Origin of the sequence: Reyranella sp. (assembly GCF_965229815.1) — a bacterium.
GTDB lineage: Bacteria > Pseudomonadota > Alphaproteobacteria > Reyranellales > Reyranellaceae > Reyranella.
Window position 1 is genome coordinate 1,233,579 of record NZ_CBDDJN010000006.1, and the last position, 15,987, is coordinate 1,249,565.

Here is a 15,987-nt window from a genome sequence, read left to right on the forward strand (position 1 = left end):
GAAAGAATGTCTCGACAAGCGAGAGGGACGCCTGCACAAACCGTGCAACGGAAAGGGGGCTTGAGCATGATTGGACACACCAGCGTTCAGGAATTCTTTCCGACGCCCGTCTGGACGATCGACCTCAAGCCGCCGGCCGCCCAGCAGCTGAACGGGCAGCTTCTCGACGATCTCGAGCGCCTGACCTCGCCGCGTCCCCACGATCTCGAGGTCGGCGGCTTCTGGCAGACCCAGACCGACATGCACGTCCGCCCCGAGTTCGCCGAGCTCACCAAGTTCCTGCGCAGCGCCATCAAGGCGGCGCTCGACTTCCTGCAGGTCGAGTATCGCGACTACGAGATCACGGCCTGCTGGGCGAATTTCGGCCCGCCCGGCAGCGGCCACAGCCGCCACACCCATCCCAACAACTATTTCAGCGGCGTCTACTACGTGCGCACGCCGCCCGGCGCCGACACGATCGACTTCTTCGACCCCCGGCCCGGCGCCGCCACCATGATGCCGCGCACGCGCCAGCTCACCCGCTTCAACGGCAACCGCATGACGGTGAAGGTCCATCCCGGACGGCTGATCATCTTCCCCTCCTGGCTGCTGCATGGCGTGCCGGTCAACCCGACCAACCAGGAGCGCGTCAGCATCGCCTTCAACGTCATGTTCAGCGAATTCACCGAATCGATGGCCGTGCCCATGCGGCCGGGCAACCTGCCCTTCCGGACGCCCTGACCCCGGCCGCCGGCGGCCCGCCGAACCGGTGCCGAGCCGGCGCCCGGTGACACCCAACGATCACGTGCAGCCGGCCCGCCGCTGCGCTAGGCTCGCCCCGGTCGTGGCCGCCCCGACGGGGGCCGCGCCCTGCCCTTCGCGTACCGCCTCTCCCCCTGGTCTGACTGGATGGAGGACGACGATGAAGCACTTCCTCGAAATCGCAGGTTCGTTCGCGGTCGGCGCGGCCGTGATCCTCGGCATCGGGCTCGCGATCGCCGCCGGCTCCTCGGGACTGGAGCTCATCGCCCTGAGGTGAGGCCGGCCGGGTGAGGTCGGCATCGCCGCCCCGGGCCTGAGCCCCACGGCATGCGAGACCGTCCCCTGGCCTCGACAGCACTATTTCCGCGGCTCTTCCTTGAGCTCGATCATGATCACGTGGGTCGGCGTGTCGCCGACGTTCGCGCCGATATGCGTCTGTTCCTCCGACCACATCGCGTCGCCGGCCTTGAACTCGCGGGCCAGGACCTTGCCATCGGGCAGCGTGATCGTGCGCTTGAAGGGCCCGAGCGCGTACAGCACGAAGGCAGGATGATGGTGCCGGTGGGTCTTCTGACCCGGCAGGTCCCGGTACTCCAGCACGCGGACGCGATCGTTCTCCAGGATCACCCTGTACTTGTCGCCGTCGGTCTCGACCGGATTCTGCGCATGGGCGGCCGCCGAAGCCAGGCACGCCGCAAGGAAGGCTATCGACCTCATTGTTCCTCCACTCGGTCCTCCCATCCTGCGCGGGCGCCGACGCCGTTCCAGTCCGCAAGATTGCAAAAGGGAGCCGCAGAAGTGCATAGTCGGTGCACGCAGAACGACCGGTAGACGGTGTTTGACTGGAACGACCTGAAGTACCTGCTCGCCGTCGCCCGCCATGGCAGCACGCTGGCGGCCGCCCGCGCCCTCGATGTCAACCAGTCGACCGTGCAGCGGCATGTCGCCGAGCTGGAGGCGCAGCTGTCCCTCCGCTTCTTCGAGCGGCTGCCGGCCGGCTATAAGCTCACCGAGACCGGCCAGGCCGTGCTCGGTGCCGCAGAGAATGTGGCGGCCGCCATCGCCGACCTCGAGCGGGCGTTCCACGACGTCTCGCGCCCCAGCATTCTTCGCCTGACCTGCCCCGAGCCCATCGCGATCAGGCTGGCGCGATCGGGCCTGCTGGAGCGCTTTCACGGAGCCAACCCCGGCATCCGCCTCGAATTCGTCCTCGCCGATCGCTATGTCGATCTGTCGAAGGGCGAGGCCGACGTCGCCCTGCGCTCCGGCGACACCGTGGCGGATCTCGTCGGCCGCAAGGTCGCGGATTCCATCTGGGCCGTCTATGCCAGCCGCGCCTATGTCGAGCAGCATGGCGCGCCGGCGTCGGTCGAGGAGCTGCCGCACCATCCGCTGATCGGCTTCGACAAGTCCGTGATCGGGCACCGGCTCTCGATCTGGCTGGACCGCGTTGCCCCCGGCGCCCGCTACGCCGCCTTGGGCAGCAGCGTGCTCGGGCTCGTGTCGGCCGCGAAGGCCGGAGTCGGCGTCGCGGCGCTTCCCGTCGCGCTGGGCGGTTCCGAGCCCGACCTGGTCCGCCTCTTCGGTCCCGTCCGCGATCTGACCCGCGCCTGGCGGCTGCTGGCGCACCGCGATGCCAGGCGCCAGCCCCGGGTGAAAGCCTTCTTCGATTTCGTCGCGTCCGAGCGGGCCGCCCTGAAGCCGATCCTCACGGGGTGACGGGCACACCGGACCGGAGACAATTGTATCAATTGCATGCGCGGGCCCGGAGCGACGTCCCGCCCGCCGCCGGCGCTGCTATGCTGGCCGCCCGACACGAGGGCGCCCCCGGCCATGCGCAGAGACGACCGACAGCTTGCCGAGATGGAGAAGACGCTCACGCAGTTGCGTGACGACCTCAACGCGCTGTCGACCCGCGTGAACGCCGACCCGCGCAACATCAGCCTGGTCATCCGGCGGGTGAACCTGATGGGCCGCATCATGGCGACGCAGAAGAGCGCGGAGCAGTTGCGGGAGCGGACGAAATCCAGACCGGCATAAGCATTACCATGATTCTCTCCCTGCTGCGCGTCATTGCCGTCGGCAGTCTCGCCGTCAGCGCAGAAGCGGAGAAGGCTGGGCAACGGCACGTCTGCTGAATCTAGACTAGACAGCTTCTGCAACGTCACCCCGCGCAGAGTGGACGCGCGTCATCCACGATAGCTTCGATAACGCCATCGATGTTCCGGGCGCCAGGTCACGCCAACGTCGCAATTGGCTGGAGACAAGTCTGACCCTGACCATGTCCTTAGAGCGAGCGTGACCTATTCGTGACTTAACCTACGTTGTATCTATGTATGTATTGCAACCTTACCGATTGGCCCATACTTAGAAAGCTTAAGAAGATTTGGCGACAAAGAATCGTATCCGTGTCGTTGCTGCAATCTTAACGATACTCGCGTCAGGACTTTCTAGTTCGCATTCTGCAACTGATAGGCGCGAAGGTCATCGACCATGGCCGTTGTGTCACGTTCCGGATGGCCGAGGTCGCGGTGACCTGCCGGATGTTCGCCGAAGTCCTGCCGTTGATCGCTCGGGTTCGAGCACCGCCCGCGCCGGCATAAGGGTTGAGTTCACAGTCCAGAAGCGTCCCCGAGGAAGGGTGCGATTCCTATTGGCGGCTAGGGGGAATTTCGATGACTACCCAGACAGCCAAGCTCGTCTATGTCATACAGAACGGACCGCTCAAGAATACCATACAGTCAGTCGATATTCAGGTTGAACTGCCGTCGAGCGACGGTGTGGAACGTGGATTGGACGGCTTGATTGAGGGCGCCGGGGTTCTCGGCAATGCAATTGCGCTCGGGCTCTACATCAAGAGTGTGCGTGGATCGCGGGAAGCTTTCGCCGAGGTCGGCCACCGCCTGGCTGCTCTGGAAATGCCCGATGTGGTTGGTCCTATTGGAGATGTGGGCGAGCAAGAGGTTGCCCCAGTAGAGGTCCAGTTCGATGAATTAGCAGTAGACCTCGGCGGTGCCGAGGCCGCAGTTGAAGCGGGCGCTATTGATGCCGCTGCGGCGGCCAGCTTGGTCCCGGCGATCGGCTGGGCGGTTTCTGCCGGATTGTTCACCGTGATCGCTATCGCCAATTTGGCTGCCTACATCCACCGGAACACCGCCAAGGGGCACCTTGCCTCAGTGGTCTTCATTAACGCGGTGCCGAACACGAACCTCAAGATTACATCGGCGTCCTGGGACGACAGCCTGGAAATTCAGGGAGGCGAGAGCGCAGAGGCCATAATGACGGAGCATGCGCACTCCACCATGGAAGAGGCTGGCGCGCTTGCCTACACGTGGCGAGCCTCTGGGTTGGGACAGGCCGGTGGCAAGTTAGGGATCGAGATGACGTACGACATGAGTTCGGACTCATTCGCCGGCGACCTCGAGTGGTGGATCCACCCGGGCGCCAACCCAGACCACGAATGCACTCTCAAGCCAACGCCAACAACCCAGGGTGGTAACTTGATCTCAGTCCAGTGTTACAAGCAGCCGGTAGTCCACGGGGATCAAAATCACTATGTGTTGCTCTACACTATATTTCCGACTCCGGAAGGCGCACGAAGAGTGGCGCGGACCATCGATCCGAGCAGGCCGCTGGTCTGGGACTCGATGTGGTCTACAACCACAGGCTATTACTCCATCGGTCTATACGGAGACGGGCCAGGCTATGCTGAAGGGCAGGGTGCATTTCGAACTGGGGACGTCGCCAGCATTCTCCGCGACCTGACCTTGGGGTATGCGTTTGGCACAGGGAACCCCGAGGTCCAGATTCGGCTCTGTAGCGACGACGGTGGAAAGCCCGGTGCGGCGATTGAGTCCTGGACGACCGTAGCCTCGGCGGCGGCCCCACTTGTCGTGGTCTCGCGCGCGCATCCGAGACTGGAGCCGAATTCACTCTACTGGGTCACGGCCGATCCGGACCGCCAATCGACTCACTGGTGGGAAGGTTGCGATTGGGTGGAGCGACCAAAAGGGGCGGAAAACCGCGGCACCGTGCGCCTGCGTGTCTGTAGCGACCCGGTGTGACGTTACCTCCGGCGCTCAGTCCAGGTTGAAGTTGAGTCTGGCCCTTTTGAGGGAACCAGACGATGAAGCGCAAGAGGTTCAGCGAAGACCAAATTATCGGCGTGCTGAAGGAGCACGACTCCGGGGTGAAAAGCGGCGATCTGTGTCGCAAGCGCGGGGTCAGCAAGGCGACGTTCTACAACTTGAGGAGCAAATGCGGCGGCCCGGATGTAACGGAATCCAAGCGCGTACGGCGCTCGACGGGGAGAATACCTAGCTGAAGCGGCTGCTGGCGGACACTATGCTGGACAACGCGGCGCTGAAGGACCTGCTGACAAGAAATGGTGGCGCCCGCGGCCGAGCGGGACACCGTGGCTCATCTGCGGGGTAAGCACCGGAGAGAATGGCGGAGAGGAAGGGATTCGAACCCTCGATAGGGATTATCTCCCTATAACGGTTTAGCAAACCGCCGCCTTCGACCGCTCGGCCACCTCTCCGCAGCCCGTTAAGACCCCGGCGATCGATATCCACGACGGATGCGGGGCGGTTCTAGCGGCGGGGCCGCCCCAAGTCAAACGGCGGTTGGATTTCCTCAAGGATTTCAGGCCCTTGGCCTCCAACCCTCAACCGTGCGACGGTGCCGGGATGCGTACTTCCCCCTCCTCCCTCGACATGCTGCAGCGCCTGGTGGCCTTCGACACCACCTCGCGCAATTCCAACCTCGAGTTGATCCACTATATCCGCGACTACCTGGCCGACCTCGGCGTCGCCAGCACCCTGGTGCCGAACGACGAGGGCACCAAGGCCAACCTGTTCGCCACGATCGGCCCCGAGCGCGAGGGCGGCATCGTGCTGTCGGGCCACACCGACGTGGTGCCGGTCGACGGCCAGCCCTGGGAGACCGATCCCTGGACCCTGACCGAGAAGCCCGACGGCAACCTCTACGGCCGCGGCACCTGCGACATGAAGGGGTTCGTCGCCGCCTGCCTCGCCCATGTGCCGGCCTTCCAGCGCGCCAAGCTCACGGTGCCGATGCACCTCGCCTTCTCCTACGACGAGGAGATCGGCTGCCTCGGCGCCCATTCGCTGGCCGAGCGGCTGGTCGGCGCCGTGCCGCGGCCGCAGGCGGTGATCGTGGGCGAGCCCACCATGATGGGCGTGGTCAACGCCCAGAACGCCGGCGGCGGCATCATCGCCACCTTCACCGGCGTCGAGGCCCATTCGTCGATGACCCATCTCGGCGTCAGCGCCGTGCATTTCGCCGGCACCTTCATCCACTGGCTGAACGAGCTGCAGGTCGAGCTGGCCCAGCGCAAGCGCACCGACATCGACACGGTGCCCGGGCACACGACCATCAACGTCGGCATCGTGACCGGCGGCACGGCGGCCAACATCCTGGCCCGCGAATGCACGCTGAACTGGGGCTACCGCACCCTGCCCGGCGACGATCCCTGGGAGGTCCAGCGCCGCGCCGAGGCCTATATCGCCGAGCTGCTGCTGCCGAAGATGAAGGCCCGGCATCCCGACGCCTCCATCACGCTGAAGCGCCGCTCCTTCGTGCCCGGCCTGCTGCCGCAGGAGAACGAGGAGGCGGCCAAGCTCGCGCTGCAATGGACCGGCGGCAACCGCACCTATGCGGTGCCCTACGGCACAGAGGCCGGGATCTTCCGCGGCCACGGCATCCCGACGGTGATCTGCGGCCCGGGCGACATCTCCCAGGCCCACCAGCCCAACGAGTTCGTCGCCAGGTCCCAGATGGACGCCTGCGACGCCTTCCTGGGCAGGATGATCGGCTGGGCGGAGCGGCAGTAGCGGGCGGGCCCGGTCCGCCACACGGCCCCACTTGCAGACGGAGCGACCATGCTCGTCGTCGAACTCGCGATCGTGGCGATCCTGATCGTCCTCAACGGCTTCCTGGCCATGTCGGAGCTCGCCCTGGTCTCCGCCAAGCGGCCCCTGCTCGAAAGGATGGAGCGCTCGGGATCGCGCGGCGCGGCGGTCGCGCTCGACCTGACACGCGAGCCCGGCCGCATGCTGTCGGCGGTCCAGATCGGCATCACCCTGGTCGGGATCGTCGCCGGCGCCTTCAGCGGCGCCACCATCGCCGGCCGCCTGGATACCTGGCTGGAAAGCCACGGCATGCCCACGCGCGTCGCCGAGCCGGCGGCCTTCGCCGCGGTGATCGTCACGATCACCTACCTGTCGGTGGTGCTGGGCGAGCTGGTGCCCAAGCAGTTCGGCCTGCGTAACGCGGAGCGCGTGGCGGTGATCGTGGCCCGGCCGATGAAGATCCTGGCGACCATCGCCGCCCCCGTTGTCGACCTGCTCGACGGGTCGTCGCGCCTGGGCCTGCGGCTGCTCGGCCAGTCGCGGCACCAGGACGCTCCGGTGACCGACGAGGAGATCCACTCGCTGATCGCCGAGGCCCAGCGGACCGGCGTCGTCGAGCCCGAGGAGCATTCCATGATCACCCGCGTCATGCGGCTCGGCGACCGCTCCGTCCGCGCCGTCATGACGCCGCGGCAGGACGTCGAGACGATCGACCGGCACGCTCCCGAGACGGAAGTGCGCGACGCCCTGCGCACCGCCGGGCACGGCCGGCTCCTGGTCGTCGACGGCACCATCGACAATGTCGAGGGCGTGCTGCCGGTGCGGCCGGCGCTGAACGCCCTGCTCGACGGCAAGATCGCCGGCCTGTGGTCGCTCGTCGAGGAGGTGCCGGTCGTCAGCGACCGGCTGCCGGCGATCGACGTCGTCGAGCGCCTCCGCCGGTCGCCCCTGTCCATGGTGGTGGTGATGGACGAGCATGGCAGCCTGGAGGGCGTCGTCACCGAAGGCGACATCCTGAAGACCATCGTCGCCGACATCGAGGAGGATGACGGCCCGCGCATCGTCCAGCGCGACGACGGATCGCTGCTGATCGACGGCGCCCTGCCGATCGACGAGCTGGGCGAGCGTCTGGCCATGGCGCTGCCGCCCGCCTACGGCTACCACACGGTCGCGGGTTTCGTGCTCCAGCGCATGCAACGCCTGCCCGGCATCGGCGAGGCCTTCCAGTACGGCGCCTGGCGCTTCGAGATCGTCGACGTGGACGGGCGACGGATCGACAAGATTCTGGCGACGCCGCAACCGCCACTGCACCGCAGCGTCTAGAGCGGCTTGCCGTCAGCCCTCGGTGCGGCGGCCCGTCTCGAACAGGAACCACACGCGCTTCTCGCTCTCGTCGACCCAGTTCTCGATCAGGCTGGCGGTGGCGATGTCGCCCGCCTCGTCGCAGACCTCGTGGAGGATGCGCATGTGCTTCACGAGCTGCTGGTTGTCCTCGCGCAGCTCGGCCAGCATGTCGAGCGGCGTCACGTAGTCGGCGTCGTTGTCGAGCACGCGCTGCAGCTTCTTGATCTGGCCCACCGACTTGATGGTCGAGCAGCCGAGCTTGCGCACGCGCTCGGCGATCACGTCGGTCATGGCGTCGATCTCGGTCGCCTGCTCGTCGAGCATCAGGTGGTAGTCGCGGAAATGCGGTCCCGAGACGTGCCAGTGGAAGTTCTTGGTCTTGAAGTACAGCGCGACGACGTCGGCCAGCAGGATGTTGAGCCCGCCCGCCACCTCCCTGGCGGCGTTCGCGCCGAGATCGGTCGGCGTGGCGAGGTTGGCGGTGCGGCGGGATTTGGCGTCCTTGGCCATGGTCGTGAACTCCTGGTGGCTGAATGCGAGGCCAATCTAGCCCGCCCCGCGGGGCGCTGAACAGTTGCCTGTAGGTATGATCGGCTGACCGAAAGTATGGTCCGGCCGGGATGCAGGCCCCTTTGTCATCCCGAGCGTAGCGAGGGACCTTTCCTGCAACCCAAAGGCCCCTCGCTGCGCTCGGGGTGACAGTCTCATCGCCTGATGAAGTGCCCCGGTGTCATCCCGAGCGCAGCGAGGGACCTTTCCCGAGGCTTCAAGGCCCCTCGCTTCGCTCGGGGTGACAGTAATGTCTTGCCGGAAGCAGTCGTCGCTCGATGCAGCCCTCGCTGTCATCCCGAGCGCAGCGAGGGACCTTTCCCGAGGCTTCAAAGGCCCCTCGCTTCGCTCGGGGTGACAGCGGGTGCGTCGTCCGCAGCCCCTACGCCCCGGCGCAGACCGCCTTCTCGACGCGGAACACCGCTTCCTGGCCGAAGCGCTGGCGGTAGGCGGCAGCGATCTCGTCGAGCCGGGCGCGCTGGCCGGCCGCGTCGAACACGACGAGGACCAGCAGCTTCGAGCGCTCGCGCACGATCGGGCCGCCGGCCTGCGGCCGGTGCTGGCCCTGGACGTCGAGCACGCTCAGCCCGTCGGGGAAGCGCGGCGTCACCACCTCGGCCAGGAAGGCGGCCCACTCGCTCTCCGTCACCTCGCGCCCGTCGGCCCGGTCGCGGCCGAAGTAGAGATCGTAGGCGATAGCCGGACGAAGCGGCGGCGTGCAGGCCGGCGGCGCCGGCTGGGCGCAGCCGGCCAGAAGCAGAGCCGCCGCGCCGGCCGCGATCCCGCGTGCCCTCAATTGAGGTACGGGACGGACATGCCCTTGGTCACGGCCGGACGCGCGTTCACGATGTCGTACCAGCGCTTGACGTTGGGGAAGTCGGCGAGGTTCACCGTGTGCCACTCGTGGCGCGCCGCCCACGGGAAGATCGCCATGTCGGCGATCGTGTACTCCTCGCCGGCGGCGAAGGCATTGCCCGCGAGCTGCTTGTCGAGCACGCCGTAGAGGCGCTTGGCCTCGTCGACGTAGCGCTTGATGCCGTACTCGATCTTGGTCGGCGCGGCGCGCAGGAAGTGATGGGCCTGACCGAACATCGGGCCGACGCCGCCCATCTGCCACATCAGCCATTCCAGCGTCTTGTACTTCTTCGCCGGGTCCTTGGGCAGGAACTGGCCGGTCTTCTCGGCCAGGTAGATCAGGATCGCGCCCGATTCGAACAGGCTGATCGGCTTGCCGCCCGGCCCGTCGGGATCGAGGATCGCCGGGATGCGGTTGTTCGGGCTGATCTTCAGGAATTCCGGCTTGAACTGCTCACCCTTCGAGATGTCGACCTTGTGCACGCTGTAGGGCAGCCCGCATTCCTCCAGCATGATGGACACCTTGCGCCCGTTGGGCGTGCCCCAGGTATGCAGTTCGATCATTCGTTCTTCTCCCCTTTTCACAAGTCGCGGCGGCGTCATGCCCAGTCGTCGGAACCGCCGCCGTCGCCGCTGTCGTAGTCGGCGCTGTCGTAACCCGACGCATCGTCGCGGAAGTCCGCCGGCAGCGGATTGTCGTCTGCCATGGCCTGCTGTTGATAGTCCCCTCCCGAGGCATCGCTGCCCTGGCCGTCGCCCTGCGAATCGGGCAGCAGCGGCGCCGGCTGCGCCGAGGCCTGCTGCCACGGGCCCGCGCCGCCGCCCATCAGGCCGCGGATGCCCTCGAACAGCAGCGCGCCGCCCGCGACGCCCGCGGCCGTCGCCATGGCGCTGCGCAGGAAGCCGCCGCCGGCCGGCCCGCCGGATACCGCCGCCTGCAAGGGCGAGCGCGTCGTCGGGAAGGGTTGCGGCGCCGCTGCCGGCGCGGGCGCGGCAGCCGAGGGCGCCGAGCCCCACGGGCCGATCTTCGGCGCGCTGGAGAGGAAGCCGCCGCCCGGCGCGGGGGCCGCCGCCTTCGCCTCGAGCTCGGCGATGCGCTCCTGCGCGGCCTTCAGCGCCTGTTCCTGGACCAGCACGGTCTGCACCAGCAGGTAGGCGGTCGACGGCTGGCGCGCGGCGAGGTCGCGGATCAGCGCGTCCGCCTCGGGATCGCGCGGCTGGGCGTCGAATGGCTGGAGACGGCCGAACAGGCCGGTGATGAGCTCGCGTTCCTGCGCTTGCATGACTGTCCCTCCTGCCCTCCGCGGGAGGGCTGGGGGAACGTGGTTGTCCCGCCCGCGAGCGTCAAGCCCGCCCGGGCGATCACCGCATTCTTCATGCAGTCGTCATCGATGGGGCGGACGTTGCGCACGACGCCAGTCGATCCTCTCCTCCCCAGCGACGCTGGGGAGGTGGCCCGCAGGGCCGGAGGGGTCATGGGCGACGTCGCCTCCGCTTCCGACCCCTCCGCCTGCTGCGCAGGCACCTCCCCACGCGGAGCGTGGGGAGGAAGGAAATGCACGACGCGAGTCGATCTTCTACCGCACCACCGATGCCGTCTGCCCGAACAGGATCTTGCGCTGCTCGTCGGTGCTGATGCCCGGCGTCTTGCGCAGCTCGGCGCCGACCGCTTTGCCCTTCACCACCGCGGGTCGCTGGCCCACCGTCTCCTCGAACCAGGTCTTGAGATTCGGGAAATCCTCCAGCTTCTGGCCGAAGTTCTTGAAGCCGACGACCCAGGGCCAGATTGCCATGTCGGCGATGGAATAGTCGCCCGCGACGTACTTGCGGTCGGCGAGCCGCTTGTTCAGCACGCCGAACAGGCGGTTGACCTCGTTGCTGTAGCGCGCCTGGCCGTAGGTGAGCTGCTCGACCGGGTTAAACTGCGGCGCGTACATGTTGAAGTGATTGGCCTGCCCCGCCATCGGCCCCAGCCCGCCCATCTGCCAGTTCAGCCACTGCAGGACCTCGTACTTCCCGCGCAGGTCCTTGGGCAGGAACTTGCCGGCCTTCTCGGCCAGGTACTGAAGGATGGCCCCCGATTCGAACACCGAGACCGGCGCGCCGCCGCCCGGCGGCTCGTGGTCGACGATGGCGGGCATGCGGTTGTTGGGGCTGATCTTCAGGAACTCGGGCTTGAACTGGGCGCCCGTGCCGATGTCCACCGGGACCAGCGTGTAGGGCAGCCCGCACTCCTCGAGCATGATGGTGATCTTGAAGCCGTTGGGCGTCGGCCAGTAGTGGAGGTCGATCATGGGCGTCTCCTCGAACGAAGGGGGCGGGAGATTAGGCCATTCCGCGCCGCCCGGGCGCGCGGAAGCCTCATGGGCCTATGAGGAAATGACCGTTTCCGGTAAGCAGGGCCACCTACCCGGAGGACACGCACGATGGCCATCTCGCTTTTCGATCTCAGCGTCGCGAACTACCTGCAGACCCTGGGAGCCGTGGAAGGCTTTCTCGCCAAGGGGCTCGCCCATTTCCAGGAGGCCAAGGCCGATCCCGATGCCGTCCTCGGCGAGCGGCTTCATGCCGACATGCTGCCGTTCAAGTTCCAGGTCTGGGCGACGGCCCACCACTCGCTGGGCGCGATCAATGGCGTCAAGGAAGGCGTGTTCGGGCCGCCGGCGCCGATCCCCGCGACCATCGACTATGCCGGCCTGCAGAAGACGGTGACCGAGGCGCGCGAGGCGCTGCAGAAGGTGAAGCCCGAGGAGGTCGACGCGGTGCAGGGCAAGGACATGACCTTCCAGCTCCCGACCATGAAGATCCCGTTCACGGCCGAGAACTTCCTCCTGTCCTTCTCGCTGCCGAACTTCTACTTCCACGCCACCACGGCCTACGACATCCTGCGCAACAAGGGCGTGCCGCTGGGCAAGCGCGACTTCATGGGCCGGCTCCGGCTGAAGAAGTAGCGACATGGCCGGGCATATCGGCATCGTCGCCTGCTCGGCCGAGGGCGCCGCCCTCTGCTACCGCACGATCTGCGTCGAGGGCGCGGCGCTGCTGGGCCCGCATGCCCATCCCGAAGTATCGATGCACACCCACTCGCTCGCCGACTACATGGCGGCGATCTACCGCGGCGACTGGGCGGCGGTGGGCGAGATCATGCTCGACTCGGCGGGCAAGCTCGCCCGCATCGGCGCCGATTTCGTGATCTGCCCGGACAACACGATCCACCAGGCGCTGCCGCACGTGCAGGCGCGGTCGCCGCTGCCCTGGCTGCACATCGCCGAGGTCGCGGCCGGCCACGCCGCCGAACGCGGGTTCCACCGCATCGGCCTCACCGGCACGAAGTGGCTGGTCGAGAGCGACGTCTATCCCGACAAGCTCGCCGCCCGCGGCCTCGCCTTCGAGCGGCCGACGGCGGCCGAGCGCGAGGAATGCAACCGCATCATCATGGACGAGCTGGTGCAGAGCCGCTTCGAGCCGCCGTCCGTCGCCTACTTCCAGCAGGTGATCGGCGGGCTGAAGGAGCGCGGCTGCGACGCCGTCGTGCTGGGTTGCACCGAGATCCCGCTGATCATCGGCGATGGCAACTCGCCCCTGCCGACCCTCGATTCCACCCGCCTCCTCGCCCGCGCCGCGCTCCGTCGCGCCGTCGGCGACGAGGCGCTGGCCGCGTAGCGCTTCTCGACAAGAAGATGAGCGAGCCGGAGGCTCGCGGTCCAGAAGATCATGAGTCAGTCTCTTCCGGACCGCGAGCCTCCGGCTCGCTCAGGATGATGCTTGCTGGTGCAATCCCGCCGACACGGCGTCGTCGACCTTCTCCAGCCAGACGAACTCCAGGCGCTTGCGGACTTCCTCGGGGATGTCGTCGAAGTCGCGGCGGTTGCGGGCCGGCAGCATGACGCGCTTGATGCCGGCGGCGTCGGCGGCCACGACCTTCTCCTTGATGCCGCCCACCGGCAGGACCAGGCCGCGCAGGCTGATCTCGCCGGTCATGGCCGTGTCGCTGCGGATGACGCGGCCGGTGAACAGCGAAGTCAGCGCCATGAACATGGCCACGCCCGCGCTCGGCCCGTCCTTGGGCGTGGCGCCGGCCGGCACGTGGACGTGGATGTCGCTCTTGTCGAACAGCGCGGCCTCGATGCCGAGCGTCGCCGCCATGCTCTTCACCAGGCTGAGCGCGGCCTGCACGCTCTCGCGCATCACCTCACCCAGCTGCCCGGTCAGCACCAGCTTGCCGTTGCCCGGTGTGCGCGTGGCCTCGATGAACAGGATGTCGCCGCCGACCGGCGTCCAGGCGAGGCCGGTCGCCACGCCCGGCACGCTGGAGCGCATGGCGACTTCGTTCTCGAAGCGCACCGGCCCCAGGATCGTCTCGATCTCGTCGGCGCCCACGGTCCTCTGGCCGCTCCGGCCTTCGGCGAACTCCACGGCGACGTGGCGCAGCACGCGGCCGATCTCGCGCTCGAGGTTGCGGACGCCGGCCTCGCGCGTATAGCTCTCGATGATGCGGCGGAGCGCGGCATCCTCGATCGTCACCTGCTCGGCCGTGAGCCCGTTGGCCTCGAGCTGGCGGCGCACCAGGTAGCGCCGGGCGATCTCCAGCTTCTCGCCGGCCGTGTAGCCGGAGAGCGAGATGATCTCCATGCGGTCGCGCAGCGGCCCCTGGATCGTCTCCAGCATGTTGGCCGTGGTGATGAACACGACGCGGCTGAGGTCGAACGGCACGTCGAGATAGTTGTCGCGGAAGGTCCCGTTCTGCTCGGGATCGAGGACCTCGAGCAGCGCCGCCGACGGGTCGCCGTGGATGCCCGAGCCCATCTTGTCGATCTCGTCCAGCATCATGACGCAGTCGCGCGCGCCGACCTTGCGGATCGCCTGGATGATGTTGCCCGGCATGGCGCCGATATAGGTCCGGCGATGGCCGCGGATCTCGGCCTCGTCGTGGACGCCGCCCAGGCTGACGCGGGTGAACTTGCGGCCCATGGCGCGGGCGATCGACTGGCCGAGCGAGGTCTTGCCGACGCCCGGCGGGCCGACCAGGCAGAGGATCGGCGCCTTGCCCTCCGGCGCCAGCTTGCGCACGGCCAGGAACTCGACGATCCGCTTCTTGATCTTCTCCAGGCCGAAATGGTCGGCATCGAGCACGCGGCGCGCCTCGGCGATGTCGATGTCCTTGGGCTCCGGCGGCGCCCAGGGCAGCTCGATCAGCGTGTCGAGGTAGGTGCGGATCATGCTGTACTCGCCCGCCGCCTCCGGCGTGCGCTGCAGCCGCCGCAGCTCCTTGCGGGCCACCTGCTCGACCTCGGGCGGCATCTTCGCCTCGCCGATCGCCTTCTCGAGATCGGCCAGCTCCTGCTTGTTGGAGCCCTCGTCGCCCAGTTCCTTCTGGATCGCCGCCATCTGCTCGCGCAGCAGCGCCTCGCGCTGCCGGCCCTCGAGCGACGCCTTGGTCTTGCTGCCGATCTCGGCCGACAGGCGCAGCACCTCCAGCCGGTGGGCCAGCAGGCCGGACACCTTGTCCAGCCGCGGCACCAGCTCGATCGTCTCCAGCGCCCCCTGCTTCTCGGCCGGGGCGGCGTCGAGATAGGTCATCGCGAGGTCGGCCAGCAGGCCCGGCGAGGTCGTCGCCTCGACGGTCTGGCGCAGTTCCGGCGGCACGCGCGGCAGCAGCTCCAGCACCTCGCCGACCTGCTGCCGCAGCACCAGGAAGCGCGCCTCGACCTCGGACCCGCTCGGCTCCGGCTCGGCCACGTGCAGGCCGCGCGCCAGCAGGAAGGGATGGCCCTCGACGAAGTCGGTGATGCGGTAGCGCTGCACGCCCTGGCAGATCAGGTGGTGGCCGCCCTCGGGGCTGGTCATGTAGCGCACGATGTTGGCGACCGTGCCGACCCGGTAGAGGTCCTCGGGCCCGACCTCGTCCTTCTCCGGGTCGCGCTGCAGGACGAGCAGGATCTGGCGCTGCTCGCGCACCGCCTGCTGGGCCGCGGCGATGCTCGACGGCCGGCCGACGGTGATCGGGAAGACGATCTCCGGGTACAGCACGGTGTTGCGCACCGGCACGACGATCATCGCGTCGGGCGGCAGCGTGACGGAGGGCTGGCCACCGTTCCCGGGCGCGGGGGTGCCGGGGGCGGGCGTGCCGGTGTTGACGTCCGGCGGGCTCATGTCTGGTTCCTCTGACGGTTGGCCTTGGCGAGGCGGATCACCAGGCAGCCGTTGGTGACGCCGGTGCGCGGCGTCTCGTAGACGCCGGGCGGCAGCGGGACGCGCCGCTCGAAGCGGCCCTGCGGCAGCTCGAGGCGATGGATCACGGCGGTGCGCAGCTCCTGCGGCAGCACGCGCTCGCCCGCCATCAGGAGGGCGCCGTCGCGGATCGCGAGCTCGACCTTCTCCGGATCGACGCCGGGCAGCGCGACCAGGATCAGGACGGCGTCCGGCGTCTCCAGCACGTCGGTGGGCGGCTCCCAGTTGGCGCCGCGACGCGAGGCGTGCGGCGGCTGGAAGACTTCACGGTGGAGGCGTTCGGCGCGCGCCAGCATCTGCAGCGCTTCCGACCACATCCAGTTGCGGGGATCCTGGTTGGCCATTTCCACCCATATAGGAAGGGTTTCAAGAAACGCATCCCCTGCCCGGCCGG

Annotated in this window: 16 protein-coding genes, 1 tRNA gene and 1 pseudogene; 9 read left to right on the forward strand and 9 right to left on the reverse strand. The window is 67.7% G+C overall.

Annotated elements, in window-relative coordinates; all coding sequences use genetic code 11:
• Window positions 1–66 precede the first annotated feature (66 nt).
• Entirely contained in the window at window positions 67–720 is a 654-nt protein-coding gene (locus tag ACO073_RS17275) for a 2OG-Fe(II) oxygenase family protein (protein WP_421998919.1), read from the forward strand.
• A gap of 378 nt (window positions 721–1,098) precedes the next feature.
• On the opposite strand, the gene ACO073_RS17280 is transcribed toward ACO073_RS17275, so the two are convergent.
• Window positions 1,099–1,458, reverse strand: a complete 360-nt coding sequence (locus tag ACO073_RS17280) for a hypothetical protein (RefSeq protein WP_421998920.1) — start codon at window positions 1,456–1,458, stop codon at window positions 1,099–1,101.
• A gap of 117 nt (window positions 1,459–1,575) precedes the next feature.
• On the opposite strand from ACO073_RS17280, the gene ACO073_RS17285 reads away from it, so the two are divergent.
• From ACO073_RS17285 to ACO073_RS17300, 4 genes and pseudogenes are all read left to right on the forward strand, one after another.
• Window positions 1,576–2,460, forward strand: a complete 885-nt coding sequence (locus tag ACO073_RS17285; protein WP_421998921.1) for a LysR family transcriptional regulator — start codon at window positions 1,576–1,578, stop codon at window positions 2,458–2,460.
• Between the two features lie 114 nt (window positions 2,461–2,574).
• Entirely contained in the window at window positions 2,575–2,781 is a 207-nt protein-coding gene (locus tag ACO073_RS17290) for a hypothetical protein (protein WP_421998922.1), read from the forward strand.
• 635 nt (window positions 2,782–3,416) lie between these two features.
• A complete protein-coding gene (locus ACO073_RS17295) occupies window positions 3,417–4,805 on the forward strand; it encodes a hypothetical protein (protein ID WP_421998923.1) in 1,389 nt (462 codons plus the stop codon).
• 62 nt (window positions 4,806–4,867) lie between these two features.
• Window positions 4,868–5,197, forward strand: a pseudogene (locus ACO073_RS17300) (transposase); the annotation flags it as partial.
• Here ACO073_RS17300 and ACO073_RS17305 read toward each other — a convergent pair.
• Window positions 5,189–5,281 (reverse strand) — tRNA-Ser (locus tag ACO073_RS17305). The pseudogene ACO073_RS17300 and the gene ACO073_RS17305 sit on opposite strands and share 9 nt — an antisense overlap.
• 148 nt (window positions 5,282–5,429) lie before the next feature.
• Here ACO073_RS17305 and argE point away from each other — a divergent pair.
• Window positions 5,430–6,596 (forward strand): acetylornithine deacetylase, encoded by a 1,167-nt coding sequence (argE, locus tag ACO073_RS17310; RefSeq protein WP_421998924.1) that lies wholly within the window; start codon window positions 5,430–5,432, stop codon window positions 6,594–6,596.
• Between the two features lie 48 nt (window positions 6,597–6,644).
• Complete coding sequence (locus tag ACO073_RS17315; RefSeq protein WP_421998925.1) at window positions 6,645–7,937, forward strand: hemolysin family protein; 1,293 nt, start codon at window positions 6,645–6,647, stop codon at window positions 7,935–7,937.
• A gap of 12 nt (window positions 7,938–7,949) precedes the next feature.
• Here the strand turns inward: ACO073_RS17315 and ACO073_RS17320 are convergent, their stop codons facing one another.
• The 5 genes from ACO073_RS17320 to ACO073_RS17340 form a co-directional block, all read right to left on the reverse strand.
• Window positions 7,950–8,468: a Dps family protein gene (locus ACO073_RS17320; RefSeq protein WP_421998926.1), complete on the reverse strand. Its 519-nt coding sequence runs from the start codon at window positions 8,466–8,468 to the stop codon at window positions 7,950–7,952.
• Between the two features lie 421 nt (window positions 8,469–8,889).
• On the reverse strand, window positions 8,890–9,303 hold the full coding sequence (locus tag ACO073_RS17325) for a DUF3574 domain-containing protein (protein ID WP_421998927.1): 414 nt from the start codon (window positions 9,301–9,303) through the stop codon (window positions 8,890–8,892).
• The gene (locus ACO073_RS17330) at window positions 9,300–9,926 is read right to left on the reverse strand and encodes a glutathione binding-like protein (RefSeq protein ID WP_421998928.1); all 627 of its coding nucleotides are present in this window, start codon (window positions 9,924–9,926) and stop codon (window positions 9,300–9,302) included. Before ACO073_RS17330 ends, ACO073_RS17325 begins: the two co-directional genes overlap by 4 nt.
• Before the next feature lie 35 nt (window positions 9,927–9,961).
• The gene (locus ACO073_RS17335) at window positions 9,962–10,645 is read right to left on the reverse strand and encodes a DUF2076 domain-containing protein (protein WP_421998929.1); all 684 of its coding nucleotides are present in this window, start codon (window positions 10,643–10,645) and stop codon (window positions 9,962–9,964) included.
• A 294-nt stretch (window positions 10,646–10,939) separates the two neighbouring features.
• The gene (locus ACO073_RS17340) at window positions 10,940–11,656 is read right to left on the reverse strand and encodes a glutathione S-transferase N-terminal domain-containing protein (RefSeq protein ID WP_421998930.1); all 717 of its coding nucleotides are present in this window, start codon (window positions 11,654–11,656) and stop codon (window positions 10,940–10,942) included.
• Between the two features lie 132 nt (window positions 11,657–11,788).
• On the opposite strand from ACO073_RS17340, the gene ACO073_RS17345 reads away from it, so the two are divergent.
• A complete protein-coding gene (locus ACO073_RS17345; RefSeq protein WP_421998931.1) occupies window positions 11,789–12,313 on the forward strand; it encodes a DUF1993 domain-containing protein in 525 nt (174 codons plus the stop codon).
• Between the two features lie 4 nt (window positions 12,314–12,317).
• Window positions 12,318–13,025: an aspartate/glutamate racemase family protein gene (locus ACO073_RS17350; RefSeq protein WP_421998932.1), complete on the forward strand. Its 708-nt coding sequence runs from the start codon at window positions 12,318–12,320 to the stop codon at window positions 13,023–13,025.
• Between the two features lie 90 nt (window positions 13,026–13,115).
• Here the strand turns inward: ACO073_RS17350 and lon are convergent, their stop codons facing one another.
• Window positions 13,116–15,515, reverse strand: coding sequence for an endopeptidase La (gene lon / locus ACO073_RS17355; RefSeq protein WP_421998933.1), 2,400 nt, complete (start codon window positions 15,513–15,515; stop codon window positions 13,116–13,118).
• A complete protein-coding gene (locus ACO073_RS17360) occupies window positions 15,512–15,937 on the reverse strand; it encodes an Hsp20/alpha crystallin family protein (RefSeq protein WP_421998934.1) in 426 nt (141 codons plus the stop codon). The genes lon and ACO073_RS17360 overlap by 4 nt, the downstream gene beginning before the upstream one ends.
• Window positions 15,938–15,987: the final 50 nt, after the last annotated feature.